We start from the raw sequence: 17705 nt of genomic DNA, 5'->3' as shown, positions 1-17705 counted from the left end.
CCCAAAAAACACCCTTCTTTCGCCAAGCGGCGAAGGCGCGCAGCGCCGAGCGCGCGAGGCGGGAGAAATAAGGAGGCGCCCCGCGGTCCGAAGCCTGGGGGTCGCTTCGCCGCGAGGCGCCGACGCCGGACCGAGGGGGGAGGTGTCCGGCGAGTCTTTTGGGCAGAAGGGCCTAATCGTCTACTCCGTTTCCGGATAGACCAATCATCCCCTCTGTGGACAAGGGTAACCCCGAGGGCCTGGGATTCGCTACAACTCTCGTCAAGCCAATCCATCGGGTGTTCATCTCGGGAGTGACCGGGGTCACCAGCGGGGGGTGAGCACCCCGATGGCACCAAGAGCAACGGCTGCGGCGGTAGATGCACGCAGAACAGTTGGGCCCAATCGGACCACTCGTGCACCCGAAGATCGCAACGCGTCGAGCTCGTCGGGGGTGATCCCGCCTTCGGGCCCCACGACGAGCAGGACGTCCCCGGCGGTGGGCAGTGCGACGTCGGCGAGCCGGTCGGTGGCGCTTTCGTGCAACACGAGCGTCAGCGCCGAGGACGACACGCGCTGTGCCAGCTGCGCGGTGCTGACCGGTTCGTCGACGAACGGCACGCGGGCGCGGCGGGCCTGCTTGGCCGCTTCGCGGACCGTGGACCGCCAGCGGCCCAGTGCTTTGGCGCCGCGCGGGCCGTCCTCCCACTTGGCGACGCATCGGGCGGCGCGCCAGGGCAGCACGCCGTCGACGCCGGCCTCGGTGGCCAGTTCGACGGCGAGCTCGCCGCGGTCGCCCTTCACGAGCGCCTGGGCGAGGACGACGCGGGGGGCCGGTTCGGGTTCGGTCCAGCGTTCGACGACGCGCAGCGACAGGGCGTCCTTGTCCAGGACCGCCACGACGACGCAGCGGACCTGGGTGCCGGAGCCGTCGGAGAGCACGAGCTCCTCGTCGGCGCGCAGCCGTTTGACCGTCGCCGCGTGCCGGCCCTCGGGGCCGTCCAGCACGAACGACTCGCCCGAGGGCAGCGCGGGGACGAGGAAGACCGGCAGGGTCACCGGTTGCCGCGGGAGGAGCGCAGGCGGGAGAACAGCCCGCCGCCGCCCTTGCCGTTGTGCGACAGGGACGGTTCGCTCTCGCCGCGCAGCTCAGCCAGTTCGCGCAGCAGCGTGGACTGGGCCGCGTCGAGCTTGGTCGGCACGACGACGTCGAGGTGCACGTGCAGGTCGCCGCGGCCGTCGACGCGGCCGGTGGAGCGCAGCTTCGGCATGCCGCGGCCGGTGAGCACCAGCTGCGTGTTGGGCTGCGTGCCGGGGTCGATCTGCAGCTCCTCCTCGCCGTCGAGCGTCTTCAGCGGCAGCGTGGCGCCGAGCGCGGCGGTCGTCATCGGGATCTGCACGACGCAGTGCAGGTCGGCGCCGTCGCGTTCGAAGATCTCGTGCGGGTGCTCCTCGACCTCGACGTACAGGTCGCCCGCGGGGCCACCGCCGGGGCCGACCTCGCCCTGGCCCGCGAGGCGCACGCGCATGCCCTCGGCGACACCCGCGGGGATGTTGACCGAGATGGTGCGGCGCGAGCGGGTGCGGCCGTCGCCGGCGCACTGCTGGCACGGGTCGGGGATGACCTCGCCGTAGCCGCGGCAGACCGGGCACGGGCGGGACGTGACGACCTGGCCGAGGAACGAGCGCTGCACGGACTGGACCTCGCCGCGGCCGTTGCAGGTGTCGCAGCGGATCGGCTTGGAGTCGCCGGCGGTGCCGGCGCCGTGGCAGCGGTCGCAGAGGATCGCGGTGTCGACGGTCAGCTCGCGGCTGGCGCCGGAGGCGCACTCCTCCAGCGTCATGTCGAGGCGGATCAGCGCGTCCGAGCCCGGCTGCACGCGGCTGCGCGGACCGCGGCCACCACCACCGCCGCCCGAGGCGCCGAAGAACGCGTCCATGATGTCGCCGAGGCCGAAGCCCGCGAACGGGTCACCGCCGCCGCGTCCGCCACCGGAGTCGAGCGGGTCGCCGCCGAGGTCGACGACGCGGCGCTTCTCGGGGTTCGACAACACCTCGTAGGCGGCCGTCACCTCCTTGAAGCGGGCCTCCTCGTTGGGATTGACGTCCGGGTGCAGCTGCCTTGCGAGCTTGCGGTAGGCGCGCTTGATCTCATCCTGTGTCGCGTTCTGCGCCACACCGAGGATGCCGTAGTAATCCCTGGCCACCTTGTTCGCTTTCGTGTTCATCTTTCAGCACAAGTCCTGGTTCAACGACCGGTCAGGATCTCACCGACGTAGTTGGCGACCGCGCGGACGGCCGCCATGGTTCCCGGGTAGTCCATGCGCGTCGGTCCCACGACGCCCAAGCCGCCCAGCGGGTTGTCGCGGCTGCCGTACCCGATGGACACCACTGAGGTGCTGCGCATCTCGGCGGCCTCGTTCTCCTCCCCGATGTACACCATGACACGGCCGGGGTCGCGCGAGGCGGCCAGGAGCTTCAGCACCACGACCTGCTCCTCCAGCGCCTCCAGCACCTGGCGCAACGAGCCGGGGAAGTCCGCGACGTTGCGGGTGAGGTTCGCGGTGCCGCCGAGCACGAGCCGTTCCTCCGGGTGCTCGACGAGCGTCTCGATCAGCACCGTCGCGAGGCGCAGCATCGGGTCGCGCAGGTCCTGGCGGATCTCGTCGGGCAGCTCGGCGACCTTGGCGCTCGCGTCGGACAGCTTCTTGCCCGCCATCGCCTGGTTCAGCGACGCGCGCAGGTCGGCCACGTCCTGTTCGGAGACGACGTCGCCCAGCTCGACGATCCGCTGGTCGACGCGGCCGGTGTCGGTGATCAGCACCAGCATGAGCCGCGCCGGTGTGATGGGCAGCACCTCCAGGTGCCGCACGGCCGCACGCGACAGGGTCGGCACCTGGATCACCGCGACCTGCCTGGTCAGCTGGGCGAGCAACCGCACGCTGCGGCGCATCACGTCGTCGAGGTCGAGCGCCCCGTCGAGGAAGCTGCGGATGGCCCGCCGCTCGGCCTGCGAGAGCGGCTTGATCTCGCTCAGCCGGTCGACGAAGAGGCGGTAGCCCTTGTCCGTCGGCACGCGGCCCGCGCTGGTGTGCGGCTGGGCGATCAGGCCCTCGTCCTCCAGCGCGGCCATGTCGTTGCGCACGGTCGCGCTCGACACACCCAGGTTGTGCCGCTCGACCAGGGCCTTCGACCCGACGGGCTCCTGGTTGGACACGTAGTCGGCGACGATGGCGCGCAGCACCTCGAACCGACGCTCATCGGAGTTCACCGCTGTTCACCTCCCGTGTCCCACTGCTCCCGAGTTTACCCAGCCGGTTTCCTGCGGGGTGCCACGTCCGTGAAGCTGCTGTGACCGGGCTCAACCAGGCCTCAGGCCGGCTCGGGCGCCGATATCCAATGTATTGGACATCGGGTCGAAGTAGGACGGCAGCGGAAGCGGCAGTTGGGCGGCAGGTCCGCCGTGAACCGCCGGAGAGGGGCCTGCCCGTTCGTAGCTTCGAAGTCACCTGCCGACGACACGGGGGCTTCGATCCACATGACCGTCCTGCTGGACTCCGCTGATCTGAACGACGTGTCCGCCGCGGCAGCGCTCGGCTTCGTCACCGGCGTCACGACGAACCCGACGCTGCTGCGCCAAGTCACCTCCGACCCGCTCACGCACGCGGCCGAGCTGCTGGCCGCGACCGACTTCCCCGAGGTGTACTACCAGCCGACGGGCGCGCACGGCGACCTGCTCGACGAGGCGCTGCAGGCGTGGAAGCTCGCACCGGAGCGCATCGTGCTCAAGGTGCCGGCGACCCCCGGCGGTGCCGTCCTCGCCCAGCGGCTCGTGCGCGAGGGCGTGCCGGTCTCGCTGACCGCGGCCCAGTCGCCCAACGCCATGATCATCGCCGAGGCGATCGGCGCGGCGAGCGTGATCCCCTACGTCGACCGCGCGTGGCGCGACCCGCGCATCGGCAACGACCTCGTCCGCCAGCTCGCCGCCCTGCGGCGCGGGAGCACCCGCATCGTCGCGGCATCGGTGAAGAACGCCGGGCAGTTCACCCAGGCGTTCGCCGACGGCGCGGACGCGGTCACCGCGCCGCTGGGCGTGCTCACCCAGGTCCTCGCCCACCCCGCCGCGCTGGAGGCCGAGCAGGCCTTCGCCGGCGAGTACGGGGGCTGAGCCGTGTTCGAGGCGGTGCTCTTCGACATGGACGGGGTGCTGGTCGACACCGAGGCGTCGGTCGCCGACTTCTGGCAGGACCTGGCGCGCTCGCACGGGTTCTCGATCAGCGCGGCGGACCTGGACCGGCACGTGTACGGGCGCAGCGCGCTGCACACGTTGCGCGAGCTCTTCCCGATGATCCCGGCGGACCGCCACCCCGAGGTCTACGAGCTGATGCGGATCAACAACGAGACCCTGCACTACTCCACGATCCCCGGTGTCCTGCCGCTGCTCGGGTCGCTGCGCGCGACCAGGACGCCGGTCGCGCTGGTCACCGGTGCCGAGCCGTACAAGGCGGCGGCGGTGCTGAGGCAGCTCGGGCTGGAGTTCGACGTCACGGTCACCTCCGCCGACGTGGAGCACGGCAAGCCGGACCCGGCCTGCTACGCGCTCGCCGCGCACCGGCTCGGCGTGCCGGTCGAGCGGTGCGTCGTGTTCGAGGACGCCGACAGCGGCATCACCTCGGCGGTCGCCGCGGGCGCCACGTGCGTCGCGCTGGCACCGCCGCACCGCGAGGCCGCCGTGTGCGCGGCCGGTGCCGCCGCGGTGGTGCGCGACTTCCGGGAGGTCTCGTTCGGCGGTGGTGCCCTGCGCACGCCGGAGCGCGAGCTGCCGTTCGTGCCGGCCGACCTGTTCACGGAGCCGCGGGACCGCTGGGACGCCGCCGTCGCGGACGCGCTCGTCGGGCCGGACGAGGTGGTCTACCGCTCGCACCTGGTCGGCGCCGACCCGGCGCTCACCAGGGAGGGCGGCGGCAACTTCTCGGTCAAGGGCGTCACGCCCGACCAGTTCGGCGAGCCCACCGCGGTGCTGTGGATGAGCTCGTGGGGCTGCGACGGCGCGGTGACCACGCACGAGGACTTCCCGGTGCTGCGGCTGGACGACCTGCTGCCGGTGCTCGACGGCGGCCCGATGGACGAGCGCGAGATGGTCGACCACCTGGTCGCGAGCGGGCTGCGGCCCGGCCAGAAGCGGCCCGGCATCGAGACGCTCACGCACGCGTTCATCCCGGCCGAGCACGTCGACCACTGCCACCCGGACGCGGTCATCGCGCTCACGTCGTTCCCGGACGGCCGCAAGTACGCCGAGGAGGAGTTCGGCGAGGAGGCCATCTGGTTCGACTACCGGCAGTTCGACGTGGACGTGGCCCGCGAGCTGGGCCGCAAGATCCGGTCGAGCCCGCGGGCACGGTTCGTCCTGCTCGCCAACCACGGCATCTTCACCTGGGCCGGCACGAGCGAGCAGTGCTACCGCAACTCGCTGGAGGCCGTCGCCCGGTCCACCACCGCGCTGCGCCGCGCGATCAGCCGGCCGGCCGACCTCGGCGGCCAGGTCGTGCCGCGCCACGAGCACCCCGAGGACGTGCTCGTCGAGGTGCTTCCCGTGCTGCGCAAGGCGTTGGGCGGCGAGATCCTGCACGTGGACCGCAGCGAGCAGGCGGTCGCGTTCGCCTCGTCGGCCCGCGGGCCCGAGCTGAGCCAGGTGGGTCCCGGCTGCCCCGACCACGTGGTCACCGCCGGCCACCGGCCGCTCGTGCCGGCACCCGGCGAGTCCATCGAGGACGGCATCAAACGCCACCAGGAGTGGTACAACGCGGTCTTCGAGCGGTACATCTCCTTCCCCACCACCAAACGCACCGACGCACCGCACGTCGTCGTGCTGCCCGGCATCGGTGTCGTCTGCTCCGGCCCGGACGCGGCGAAGGCACGGCTGTGCGCCGACCACTTCGGACAGACGATGACCGTCATCCGCGCCGCCGACGCGGCCGGTGGCTACGTCACGCTCACCGAGGAGCAGAGCACCGCCGACGAGTACTGGCCGCTGATCCGGATGAAACCGCAGCTGGTCCCCCGCGACGGGCGGCTGGCCGGTCAGGTCGTGCTCGTCACGGGTCTGCCGGACGACGTCGCGATCGGCGTCGCGGAACGGCTCACCGCCTCCGCCGCGCACGTGGCGGTCGCGGGCCGCGACCACGACCGCATCGCCGCGGCCGTCGAGGAGATCCAGAAGCACCAGGGCGAACGCCGCGCGGTCGCGCTGCCGGGCACCGACCCCGAGCGCGAGGCAGTGCTGGCCTACGGCGGCTTCGACGTCGTCGTCGACACCGGGGACGACCCGGAGGCGATCGCCGACACCGTTCTTTCCACCACGCGAGACAGGCAGGAGTCCTGATGAGTCTCACGACCGACAGGAAGAGCACCGCGGAGCTGATCGGGCTCGACGGGCTGTTGCCCGACGGGCACCGGCTGCTGGCGTCCTGCTTCGACGCGCACCACACGATCGGCGGTGGCCTGTTCGCGATCGGCGAGGCCGTGGAGGAGATCGACCGGATCTCCAGCTCGGGTCTGTGCGCCGGCGAGGGCCTGCTGTACCGCTGCCTGTGGAGCGCCGACGGGAGCCCCGCCGAGCTCGTGGTCTACGACGAGACGGGGGTGCGCCGCTACCACCGGCTCGACAACGTCTCCACGCCGCACGACATCCTCGTCGTCGACGGCAACGTGCTGGTCGCCGCGACCATGCAGAACGAGGTGCAGTGCGTCGGCCCCGACGGTGAGGTGGCGTGGCGCTGGCAGGCCCCCGGCGAGGCGGACAGCTGGCACCTCAACAGCCTCGCCCGCTACGGCGACCGCACCGTCGTGTGCGGGTTCGGCGAGTTCCTGCGCCGCCGCGGCTGGGACGAGAACGGCAAGCCCGCGAGCGGCCGCGTGGTCGACCTGGAGACCGGCGAACCGGTCCTGGAGGGGCTGAAGGCACCGCACAACCCGTACTACGCCGACGGCACGTGGCTGGTCTGCGACTCCGCGACCGGTGACCTGGTCGAGATCGACGACACCGACCGCACCCAGCAGCGCAGGCTCGCCCTGCCCGGCTGGCCGCGCGGCCTGGTCGCCGCGGGCAACCACCTGTTCGTCGGCCTGAGCCCGCACCGGCACGCCGCGACCTCGGTCGAGACGGCGGCGGTCGCGGTGGTCGACCGGGCGAGCTGGTCGGTCCTCGGCGTGGTAAACCTGCCCGCCCGCGAGGTCTACGCGCTGGCGCTCGCACCGGCCGCGCTCGTCGAGGGCGCGCGGCAGGGCTTCGGCGCCAACCAGACCCGCGTGCACGAGCAGGGCCAGTGGCAGATGTTCGACCGGCTCGGCGTGCGGCCGCGGCGGCTGTGGGCGGTCGGCGACCCGCTGGCCGAGGACGAGTGCCACGCCTCGATCACGCTGGACGGCCCGGTCGTCGACGACGCGGAGGCGGGTGGCCTGCTGACGCTGGACTGCCTGGTGCGCAACACCGGTGCGGGCGTGCTGACGCCGGCACCGCCGTTCCCGGTGCGCGTGGTGCACCGCTGGACCGCCGCCGACGGCAGCGAGGTGCCCACCCAGCCGATCCGGTCGGCGCTCCCCCAGTCGCTGCCGCCGGAGGCCGTCACCCGCGTGCCCGTCCGCACCCGCGTGCCGGACCTGCCGGGGCTCTACAAACTGCACGTCACGCTCGCCCAGGACAACGGCGTCCCGTTCGACCAGCTCGACCAGGACAGCGCGCTGGTGCTCGACGTCAGCGTCGTCTCCGGTCACCCCGACTACGAGGCGCTGAGCGGGTTCGGCCTGTACCCCAACGAGGTCCGCACCGCCTGCAACTCCGGCGGCACGGTGTCCGACGTCGTGCGGACGCTGCTGAGCCGCCCGACCGGCACGTACAACGGCCTCACCCTCGGCCTGGTGCAGGAGCACGGCACCGACGCGTTCGTCGAGGCCGTCGCCGCCGTGCTGCGCGGGTCCGCGTCCGCCATCGAGCACATGGTGCTGGCGGCGATCCCGGACTACGACGACGTCAAGCTCACCGGCGCCGAGGCCGTCGCGCTCGCGTTGCACCGCTGCGGCACCAGGGTCGCGTTCGCCTACGCCGGCACGTCCGAGCTGGCGCTGTGCGACGCGCTGGCGCGGGTCGGGCTGCTCGTCAACGGCCGCGGCGACCGCGAGTCGCTGTTCCAGGCCGGTGGCGCGAGCCGACTGCAGGCGGGCACCGGTGCGGCGGTCCTGCACGGCGCGCGTGGCCTCACCAACGCGCTGGGTGCGCTGGCGGACCTGCGCCGCAACGAGATGGGCACGCTGGCCGTGGTCGGCATGCCGTCGACCGGGTCGCAGCCGTTCCTGCCGCCGCACGGCGAACCGGACCTGATCGCGGCCTCCGGCGACTTCGCCAAGTCGTGGTTCGAGCTCGGTGCCGTGCCGAAGGACGACCCGCGCGGCTACGTCGAGGAGTTCGGCACGAAGCTGTTGCAGGCCATCGACGACGTCCGCCAGGCCCCGCACGGGCCGGTGCTGTTCGCGCTGCCGCAGGACGTGGCCGAGGCGGAGTGGCTGCCGCTGACGGCGCTGCCGCTCATCCCGGTCGCCGAGCAGCCCGCGTTCGACGAGGGCGCGCTGAACCGGGCGGCCGAGCTGCTCGCGGTCGCCCGCAGGCCCGCGGTGCTGATCGACGACTACGCGCTGACCCACCGGGGCGTGCAGGCCGCGCTGGCCGCGTTCTGCGCCCGCACCGGAGCACCGGTGCTGCAGGTGAAGTACCGCCGCGGCCCGATGCTGTTCGAACGGCTGCACACCGCGGACGTGCCGGAGTTCATCGGCTGGTACGACCCGAAGTCGCCGATGCACCGCGCGGTGCTCGACACGACCGACCTGCTGATCACGCTGGAGGACCGCAACATGTACCCGCGGGTGGTCGGCCCGCTGCCGGACTGCCCGAAGATCGCGGTGAACACGAAGCCCGCGGCCGTGGAGAAGAACGGCTACCTCGAAGCCGGTGACGTGCTGGTGGCCGGTGACGTCGTGGCCGCGCTGCGCGAGCTGACCGACGAGGCACCCGACCTCGACGGCAGCTGGTACACCGGGCTCTCCGACGAGCCCGCTCCCGCGGGGGAGACGCCGCCGGCGGAGGCCGCCGTGATCCGCACCGGGGTGGCACGGGCGATCGGCGCTGCCGCTGCGCGGTCGCGGCGCCGGGCCGTGCTGGTCGACGACAGCCAGATGTTCGGCGGCATGCTCGCCGAGGACTACGACCAGTTCCCGCACGGGCTGCGGGTGTTCGGCGGGCACGGCGGGTTCGTCGGCTGCGGCATCACGATCGCGACCGGCCTCGCGCTGGGCGAGCCGGCGGCGAAGGTGTTCTGCACCCTGGGCGACCAGGGCTTCACGAACTCGGTGCAGGGCCTCGCGGCCGCCGTGCAGGAGTCCGCGCCGGTCACGTTCATCGTGTGCAACAACGGTGGCGCGGTGTCGTTGCGCAAGCAGTCGCGGCCGTCGGGCTGGCTCGACGCGGGCCACGGCCAGTACCTCGACAACGCCGCGGGCATGCGGTACGTCGACATCGCCGAGGCGTGGGGCGTGCGCAGCTGGCGGGTGGACCTGGGCGAGTGGCTCGACCGCGACCGCAGCGCCACCCGGCTGGAGACGTTCGCGCAGGCGTTGCAGGTGGCCGCCGAGGAGACAGGGCCGACGCTGATCGAGCTGGTCCTGCCCTCCGACCCGGAGTTCTGGTCCGGCGTGTGGATCACCGAGGGCTTCGAGCAGCAGAAGAAGGCCGCACCCGAGGAGGTGGCCCGTGCATGAGGTCGCGATAGGAGCCGCACCGCTGACCCCGTACCGGGAGGTGTTCGGCGACGAACGGATGGAAGCGCTGCGGGACACCGCGGAGGAGGCGTCGAGGGCGCTGCACGGCCGGACCGTGTGGAACGTCAACTCGACGGCCGCGGGCGGCGGCGTGGCCGAGCTGCTGCACGCGCTGATGCCGCTGGCCCGCGCACTCGGGATCGACACGCGCTGGCTGGTCATCGACGGTGACGCCGAGTTCTTCGCCATCGCGAAGCGGTTGTGCACCAGGCTGTACGGCGCGCCCGGCGACTCCGAGCCGCTGGGACCGGAGCAGCTGCAGCACTACCGCGCGACGACCGAGCGGGAAGGCGGCGCGCTCGCGGCCCGGATCCGGCCCGGCGACCTGGTGGTCGTGCACGAGGCGCAGCCGGCCGGTCTGGTCGACGTCGCCCGCAGGCTCGGTGCGACGGCGGTGTGGCGCAGGCACATCGGCACGGACGAACCGAACGAGCACACCGAGGAGGGCTGGGCGTTCCTGCGCAGGTTCGTGGAGAACGCCGACGCCACGGTGTTCCTCACCCGGAACGCCTGCCCGGACTGGGCGCCGCGGCCGCACATCATCCCGCCGTCGATCGACCCGTGCGCCCCCAAGAACCTGGAGCTCACGGACGAGCAAACGCTTGCGATCCTGCGGCGCACCGAGATCGTCGCGGGCACCGCGGACCCGGTGACCATCCGTCCGCCCGTGGGCGAGCAGGTCACCGTGCGGCACAAGGCGACCATCGTCCGCGAGGTCGCGCCAACGGCCGACGTGCCGATGGTGGTGCAGGTGTCGCGGTGGGACGAGCTGAAGGACATGGCCGGGGTGCTGCGGGCGTTCCTCGACGCCGATGTCGAGAACTCCTGCCTCACGCTGGCGGGCGCGGACGTCGTCGGTGTCGCCGACGACCCGGACGCCCACCGGTTCTGGGACGAGTGCGTGGAGCAGTGGAAGGCCCTGCCGGTCGAGCACCGCCGGCGCGTCCAGCTGCTCTGCCTGCCGATGACCGACCTGCGGGAGAACGCGCTGGTGGTCAACGCGTTGCAGCGGCACGCGACCGCGGTGGTGCAGAAGAGCATCGCCGAGGGCTTCGGCCTCACCGCGACCGAGGCGATGTGGAAGGGCAAGCCGCTGGTCGCGAGCGCGGTCGGCGGGCTGCGCGAGCAGATCGTGCACGGCGAGTCCGGCCTGCTCGTCGACGACCCGCACGACCTGGCCACGACGGCGGCGCTGATCCGGCGGCTGCTCACCGACCCGGTGCTGGCGCGCCGGCTCGGTGAGGGCGCCCGGCGGCGGGTGAGCGAGTGCTACCTGCCCGACCGGCACCTGACCGACTGGGCCGGGCTCATCAGGTCCGCCGTGACCGTGGAGGTGGTGTGATGCGCGCGCTCGGAGCGAACGGGCCGGTCGTGTCCGACCTCGGCCTCGGCTGCATGGGCATGTCGCAGTTCTACGACACCTGGGACGACACCGAGTCGCTGCGCACGTTGCTGGAGGCGCTCGACCTCGGCGTCACGTTCCTGGACACCGCGGACATGTACGGCCCGTACACCAACGAGGAGCTGGTCGGCCGGGCGGTGCGCGGCCGCCGCGACGACGTCGTCATCGCGACCAAGTTCGGCAACCTCAAGAACGGCGCGGGCGACAACGTCGGCGTGAACGGCCACCCGGAGTACGTGCGCACCTCCTGCGAGGGGTCGTTGCGGCGCCTCGGGGTCGACCACATCGACCTCTACTACCAGCACCGCATCGACAAGGGCGTCCCGCTGGAGGACACCTGGGGTGCCATGGCGGAGCTGGTGCGGGAGGGCAAGGTCCGGCACCTGGGCATCTGCGAGGCAGCGCCGGCGACGGTCCGGCGGGTGCACGCCGTGCACCCGGTGACCGCGGTGCAGACCGAGTACTCGCTCGTGAGCCGCGACCCCGAGGCCGAGCTGTTCGGCGTGCTGCGGGAGCTGGGCATCGGGTTCGTCGCCTACTCGCCGCTGGGACGGGGCATGCTCACCGGCCGGTTCAGCCGGTTCGAGGACCTGCGGCCGGACGACTTCCGCCGGCAGCTCCCCCGGTTCCAGCCGGAGAACCTGGCGCACAACAACGAGGTCGTCGCGCGGGTCGCCGAGCTGGCCTGGGCCAAGGGCGTCTCCGTCGCGCAGCTCGCGATCGCGTGGGTGCTGCGCCAGGGCGTCGTCCCCATCCCCGGCACGAAGAACTCCGTGCGGCTCAAGGAGAACACCGGCGCGCTCGACGTGGAGCTGTCGGCGGACGAGCTGGCCCTGCTCGACGAGGTCGCACCACCCGGTGCCGTGCGGGGTGACCGGTACTTCGCGGCAGGAATGACGAAGGTGGACCTATGAGCGGCCCGTGGTGGCGCGACGCCGTCCTCTACCAGATCTACCCGCGCAGCTTCGCCGACTCGAACGGTGACGGCATCGGCGACCTGCCCGGCATCACCGCCCGGCTGGACCACGTGGCGCGGCTCGGTGCCGACGCGATCTGGCTCTCGCCGTTCTACCCGTCACCGCAGGCCGACTTCGGCTACGACATCAGCGACTACGAGTCGGTCGACCCCGTCCACGGGACGCTGGACGACTTCGACGCGATGGTGGCGGCGGCGCACGAGCGCGGCATCCGGGTCGTCGTCGACATCGTCATGAACCACACGTCCGACCGGCACCCGTGGTTCCTGGAGTCGCGGTCGGACCGCACGAACCCCCGGCGGGACTGGTACATCTGGGCCGACCCCGCACCGGACGGCGGCCCGCCGAACAACTGGCTCAGCGCGTTCGAGCGCTGCGGCACGGCGTGGCGGCTCGACGAGCCGACCGGGCAGTACTACCTGCACAGCTTCACGCCCGGCCAGCCCGACCTGAACTGGCGCAACCCGGACGTGCACGCGGCGATCCGCAAGGTGTGGCAGTTCTGGCTCGACCGCGGGGTGGACGGGTTCCGCATCGACGTCGCGCACCGGCTGATGAAGGACCCGCAACTGCGCGACAACCCGCCGGAGGTCGCCCACGCGCGCCGGCACTTCACGCACCCCTCGGTGCGGCAGCGCAACCTGGACCTGCCCGAGGTGCACGACGTGCTGCGCGACATGCGGGTCGTGCTCGACGGGTACGGCGACCGGTTCGCGCTGGGCGAGGTGCCGATCAGCGACGACGCCCGGCTCGCCACCTACTTCGGCGGCGACGGGATGCAGACGGCGTTCCACATCGCGTTCTGGGAGCAGCCGTGGGACGCCAGGGCGTTCCGCGCGTGCGTCGACGGGCTGATCGCCCACACCCGGACCGACGCGGTGCCCACCTACGCGTTGTCCACCCACGACATCTCGCGGACCGTGAGCCGGTACGGGGCCGAGCACGCCCCGGTCGCCGCGATGATGATGCTGACCCTGCGCGGTGTCGCCTGCGTCTACTACGGCGAGGAGATCGGCATGGCCGACGCCCCGCCCGCCCTGGAGCAGGACGTGGACGGGCGCGACGGGCAGCGCACGCCGATGCAGTGGGACGCCACCGGCGGGTTCACCACCGGTACGCCGTGGCTGCCGCTGGCCGCCGACCAGCACATGGTCAACGTCGAGGCACAGGAGGACGACCCCGGGTCGCTGCTCAACCTGTACCGGCGGCTGATCGCCTACCGGCGCGGCAGCGAGGACCTGCTGCGCGGCGGCTACGTGTCGCTGGACAGCCCGGCGGACGTGTTCGCCTACCGGCGGGGCGACCTGCTGGTGGCGTTGAACTTCGCCGGCCACCCGGTGGCGTTCGACGTGCCCGGTGCCGCCGCCGGGCGGGTCGAGCTGTCCACCCGGACCGACCGCGAGGGCGTCGTCACGCTGCGACCGCTGGAGCTGAGCGACCACGAGGGCGTCGTGCTGAAGCTCACCGCGGGCGACCCGGCAGACGCGGAGGCGGGGCCGTGACCAGCAACTGGGCCGGTAATGTCCACTACACCGCGACCGAGTTCGTGCGGCCGGCCACCGTCGAGCAGGTGCGCAAGACCGTCGCGCACGCCGGGCACGTGCGGGCGCTGGGCACCCGCCACTCGTTCAACGACCTGGCCGACTGCCCCGGTGTGCTGGTGTCGGTGGCCGACCTGCCGCCCGTCGTCGACGTCGACGCCACCCGTGCCACGGCGCGGGTGGCGGCCGGGCTGAGCTACGCCGAGCTGGCACCCCGGCTGGACGCGGCGGGCTTCGCGTTGCCGGCGATGGCGTCGTTGCCGCACATCAGCGTCGGCGGGGCGGTCGCGACGGCCACGCACGGCTCGGGCGTGCGCAACCAGGTGCTGTCCGCGGCGGTCCGCGAGCTCGAGCTGGTGACCGCCGACGGCGACGTCGTCGGCATCGGCCGCGACGACCCCGACTTCGCCGGCGTCGTCGTCGGGCTGGGGTCGCTGGGCGTGGTCACGCACCTGACGCTGGACCTCGTGCCGACCTACCAGGTGCGGCAACGCGTGTACGAGGGCCTGCCGCTGGAGGTGCTCGACGACCACTTCGCCGAGCTCATGTCGTGCGCGTACAGCGTGTGCCTGTTCACCGACTGGCGAGAACCGGTGCTCACGCAGGTGTGGGTGCAGGAACGCGTGGACGAGCCGGCGACGCTGCCGTCGTGGTTCACCGCCGTGCCCGCCGACGGGCCGCGGCACCCGGTCGACGGCGTGGACCCGGTCAGCTGCACCACCCAGGGCGGCGTGCCGGGGCCGTGGTTCGAACGGCTGCCGCACTTCCGCTCCGACCAGCCGCCGAGCAGCTCCGGTGACGAGCTGCAGTCCGAGTACATGATCCCGGCGACCGACGCCGTCGCCGCCCTGCGCGCGCTCGGCGAGGTGCGCGAGCGGATCCGGCCGGCGCTGCAGATCTGCGAGGTCCGCACGGCGGCGCGCGACGACTTCTGGCTGAGCACCTGCTACGGCCGCGAGACGGTGAGCATCCACTTCACGTGGACCTCCGACATGTCGGTCGTGCTGCCGGTCGTGGAGCTCGTGGAACGGCAGCTCGCGCCGTTCTCGCCACGGCCGCACTGGGCGAAGACGTCCGTGGCGACCGCCGAGTACGAGCGCATGCCGGACTTCCGGGCCTTGCTGCACCGCTACGACCCGGCCGGGAAGTTCACCAACGCCTTCACGGACCGCCACTTCACCGGTCCCGACACCTCCGGGAGGAACAGGTGACGCACGTTGCCGGCTACACGTCGCCGCTCGCCGTCAACGGCGGCGGCACCGTCTGGTTCACCGGCCTGCCCAGCGCGGGCAAGAGCACGCTCAGCAGGGCGGTGGCCGACCGGTTGCCGACCGGCCGGGTCGAGCTGCTCGACGGGGACGAGGTGCGGCAGACGCTGTCCGCGGGCCTCGGCTTCTCCCGCGCCGACCGCGAGGCCAACATCGACCGCATCGGGTTCGTCGCGGACCTGCTGGCGCGCAACGGCGTGCTCGTGTTCGCCGCGGTGATCTCCCCGTTCCGCGCGGCCCGCGACCAGGTCCGCAGGCGCCATCAGGCGAGCGGCACGCCGTTCGTCGAGGTGCACGTCGCGACGCCCGTGGAGGAGTGCTCCGAACGGGACGTGAAGGGCCTGTACGCCCAGCAGCGCGCCGGCGCGATCCGCGGCCTGACCGGGGTCGACGACGTCTACGAGCCACCGCCCGCACCGGAGCTGCGGCTGGACACCCGCGGCAACACCGTGGACGACAGCGCCGACGCGGTGGTGGCCCTGCTGTGCGAGAAGGGAATGCTGCGATGACGCTGACCGCGGTGGACCACCGGCTGGGCGACCGGGAGGCCGCGCTCGCCGACCTAGAGGACGAGTCGATCCACATCCTGCGGGAGGTGGTGGCGACGTTCGACCGGCCGGTGCTGCTGTTCAGCGGCGGCAAGGACTCCATCGTCATGCTCCGGCTGGCCGAGAAGGCCTGCTGGCCGGGGAAGATCCCGTTCCCCGTCATGCACGTCGACACCGGCCACAACTTCCCCGAGGTGGTCGAGTTCCGCGACCGCAGGGTGGCCGAGCTCGGCGTCGAGCTGGTCGTGGCCTCCGTGCAGGACTCGATCGACCGCGGCCGGGTCACCGAGCAGCCCGGCCAGCTGCGCAACCCGCTGCAGACCGTCACGCTGCTCGACGCCATCGCCGGGCACCGGTTCACCGCGGTGCTCGGCGGGGCGCGGCGCGACGAGGAGAAGGCCCGCGCGAAGGAACGGGTGTTCTCGGTGCGCGACGAGTTCGGCCGGTGGGACCCGCGCAACCAGCGGCCCGAGCTGTGGGACCTCTACAACGGCCGGCACCGCGCCGGTGAGCACGTCCGGGTGTTCCCGCTGTCGAACTGGACCGAGCTCGACGTGTGGGGCTACATCCGCCGCGAGGGCATCGAGGTGCCGTCCATCTACTACGCGCACCGGCGGGAGGTCGTGCGGCGCGACGGCATGCTCATCGCCGTCACCCCGTTCACACCTCCATTCGAGAACGAGGAGGTGTGCGTCGAGACCGTGCGCTACCGGACCGTCGGCGACACCACGTGCACCGGCGCCGTGCGCTCCGACGCGTCCACTGTGGACGAGGTGGTCGACGAGGTCGCGGCGAGCACGCTGACCGAACGCGGCGCCACCCGCGCGGACGACCGCGCCTCCGAGGCCGCCATGGAAGACCGCAAACGGGAGGGGTACTTCTGATGCCGGGACTGCTGCGGGTAGCGACGGCGGGCAGCGTCGACGACGGCAAGAGCACGCTGATCGGCCGGCTGCTGCACGACTCCAAGGCCGTGCTCGCCGACCAGCTCCAGGCCGTGACGTCGGCGAGCCGGCGCCGCGGGTACGCGGAGACCGACCTCGCGCTGCTGGTGGACGGCCTGCGCGCGGAACGGGAACAGGGCATCACGATCGACGTGGCGTACCGGTACTTCGCGACGCCGAAGCGGTCGTTCGTCCTCGCCGACACACCGGGGCACGTCCAGTACACCCGCAACATGGTGACCGGGGCGTCGACCGCCGACGTCGCCGTCGTGCTGGTGGACGCGCGGACCGGCCTGACCGAGCAGTCCCGGCGGCACACCGCCATCGCGGGCCTGCTCGGCATCCGGCACGTGGTGCTGGCGGTGAACAAGATGGACCTGGCCGGCTACCGCGAGGACGTGTTCGACGAGGTGGTCGCCGAGTTCGCGCGGGTCTGCGACAGCTCGTGGACCGCGATCCCGATCTCGGCGCTGCGCGGCGACAACGTGGTGACCCCGTCGGACGAGACCCCCTGGTACGGCGGCGTTCCGCTGCTCGCGCACCTGGAGGACCTGGTGCTGCCGCCGGCACCCTCACCCGGTGGCCGGTTCGCGGTGCAGCTGGTGATCCGGCCGCGCACGCCGGAGCACCGCGACTTCCGCGGCTACGGCGGGCGGGTCGCCTCCGGCACGCTGCACGTCGGCGACCCGGTGGTGGTGCAGCCCGGCGGCTGGCAGACCACGATCACCGCGATCGACACCTACGACGGGCCGCTGTCCTGCGCCACGACCGGCCAGTCCGTCGTGGTCAGCATCGCCGACGACCTCGACGCCGGCCGCGGCGCGATGATCAGCACCGGTACGCCCGGCACCGTCACCTCCGCGGTGGCGGCGACCGTGTGCTGGATGACCGGCACCCCGCTGGAACCGGGCGCGCGGTACGTCGTGCGGCACACCACCAGCGAGTCGCGGGCCGTCGTCGAGGCGGTGGAGAGCCGGCTGAACGTGAGCACGTTCGGCTCCGAGCCCGCGGAGTCGCTGGGGCTCAACGACATCGGCACGATCCGGCTGCGGTTCGCCGACCCGCTGGTGGCGGACCGGTACCGCGACAGCCGTGCCACCGGCGGGTTCGTGCTGGTCGAGGAGGGCAGCGGCGGCACGGCGGCGGTCGGGCTGATCGAGGCGGTGTGACCCGCGGCGG

The 17705-nt window shown here is 72.5% G+C and carries 13 protein-coding genes; 10 read left to right on the top strand and 3 right to left on the bottom strand.

Annotated features, from left to right (window positions below; all coding sequences use genetic code 11):
• Nucleotides 1–303: 303 nt before the first annotated feature.
• Genes ACZ7CD_RS33915 through hrcA form a run of 3 tightly spaced genes read right to left on the bottom strand, consistent with a single transcriptional unit; the run spans nt 304 to nt 3250 of the window.
• Nucleotides 304–1038, bottom strand: coding sequence for a 16S rRNA (uracil(1498)-N(3))-methyltransferase (locus ACZ7CD_RS33915; RefSeq protein WP_470375764.1), 735 nt, complete (start codon nt 1036–1038; stop codon nt 304–306).
• Nucleotides 1035–2186 carry a molecular chaperone DnaJ gene (dnaJ, locus tag ACZ7CD_RS33910; RefSeq protein ID WP_360397446.1) on the bottom strand — a complete coding sequence of 384 codons (1152 nt, stop codon included), beginning with the start codon at nt 2184–2186 and terminating at the stop codon, nt 1035–1037. The genes ACZ7CD_RS33915 and dnaJ overlap by 4 nt, the downstream gene beginning before the upstream one ends.
• Nucleotides 2187–2227: 41 nt before the next feature.
• The gene (hrcA, locus tag ACZ7CD_RS33905; protein WP_360397158.1) at nt 2228–3250 is read right to left on the bottom strand and encodes a heat-inducible transcriptional repressor HrcA; all 1023 of its coding nucleotides are present in this window, start codon (nt 3248–3250) and stop codon (nt 2228–2230) included.
• A 267-nt stretch (nt 3251–3517) separates the two neighbouring features.
• Between hrcA and ACZ7CD_RS33900 the strand changes: the two genes are divergently transcribed.
• The 10 genes from ACZ7CD_RS33900 to ACZ7CD_RS33855 are packed head-to-tail and all read left to right on the top strand — an operon-like array spanning nt 3518 to nt 17695.
• Complete coding sequence (locus ACZ7CD_RS33900) at nt 3518–4147, top strand: transaldolase family protein (RefSeq protein ID WP_458433873.1); 630 nt, start codon at nt 3518–3520, stop codon at nt 4145–4147.
• 3 nt (nt 4148–4150) lie between these two features.
• Nucleotides 4151–6361, top strand: coding sequence for an HAD-IA family hydrolase (locus ACZ7CD_RS33895; protein ID WP_470380524.1), 2211 nt, complete (start codon nt 4151–4153; stop codon nt 6359–6361).
• Nucleotides 6361–9786, top strand: coding sequence for a DUF4915 domain-containing protein (locus ACZ7CD_RS33890; RefSeq protein ID WP_470380523.1), 3426 nt, complete (start codon nt 6361–6363; stop codon nt 9784–9786). The genes ACZ7CD_RS33895 and ACZ7CD_RS33890 overlap by 1 nt, the downstream gene beginning before the upstream one ends.
• The gene (locus ACZ7CD_RS33885) at nt 9779–11188 is read left to right on the top strand and encodes a glycosyltransferase (RefSeq protein WP_360397154.1); all 1410 of its coding nucleotides are present in this window, start codon (nt 9779–9781) and stop codon (nt 11186–11188) included. Before ACZ7CD_RS33890 ends, ACZ7CD_RS33885 begins: the two co-directional genes overlap by 8 nt.
• Nucleotides 11188–12162 (top strand): aldo/keto reductase, encoded by a 975-nt coding sequence (locus ACZ7CD_RS33880; RefSeq protein ID WP_470380522.1) that lies wholly within the window; start codon nt 11188–11190, stop codon nt 12160–12162. Before ACZ7CD_RS33885 ends, ACZ7CD_RS33880 begins: the two co-directional genes overlap by 1 nt.
• On the top strand, nt 12159–13727 hold the full coding sequence (locus tag ACZ7CD_RS33875) for an alpha-amylase family glycosyl hydrolase (RefSeq protein WP_470380521.1): 1569 nt from the start codon (nt 12159–12161) through the stop codon (nt 13725–13727). Before ACZ7CD_RS33880 ends, ACZ7CD_RS33875 begins: the two co-directional genes overlap by 4 nt.
• Nucleotides 13724–14977 (top strand): FAD-binding protein, encoded by a 1254-nt coding sequence (locus tag ACZ7CD_RS33870; protein WP_360397151.1) that lies wholly within the window; start codon nt 13724–13726, stop codon nt 14975–14977. Before ACZ7CD_RS33875 ends, ACZ7CD_RS33870 begins: the two co-directional genes overlap by 4 nt.
• A complete protein-coding gene (gene cysC / locus ACZ7CD_RS33865) occupies nt 14974–15543 on the top strand; it encodes an adenylyl-sulfate kinase (protein WP_360397150.1) in 570 nt (189 codons plus the stop codon). The genes ACZ7CD_RS33870 and cysC overlap by 4 nt, the downstream gene beginning before the upstream one ends.
• A complete protein-coding gene (cysD, locus tag ACZ7CD_RS33860) occupies nt 15540–16466 on the top strand; it encodes a sulfate adenylyltransferase subunit CysD (RefSeq protein WP_360397149.1) in 927 nt (308 codons plus the stop codon). Before cysC ends, cysD begins: the two co-directional genes overlap by 4 nt.
• Nucleotides 16466–17695 carry a sulfate adenylyltransferase subunit 1 gene (locus ACZ7CD_RS33855; protein ID WP_470371885.1) on the top strand — a complete coding sequence of 410 codons (1230 nt, stop codon included), beginning with the start codon at nt 16466–16468 and terminating at the stop codon, nt 17693–17695. Before cysD ends, ACZ7CD_RS33855 begins: the two co-directional genes overlap by 1 nt.
• Nucleotides 17696–17705 lie beyond the last annotated feature (10 nt).

This window comes from Lentzea sp. NPDC036949 (genome assembly GCF_055608075.1).
The sequence above is the reverse complement of the archived record's forward strand: the minus strand, read 5'-3'. Positions and strand labels throughout refer to the sequence as shown.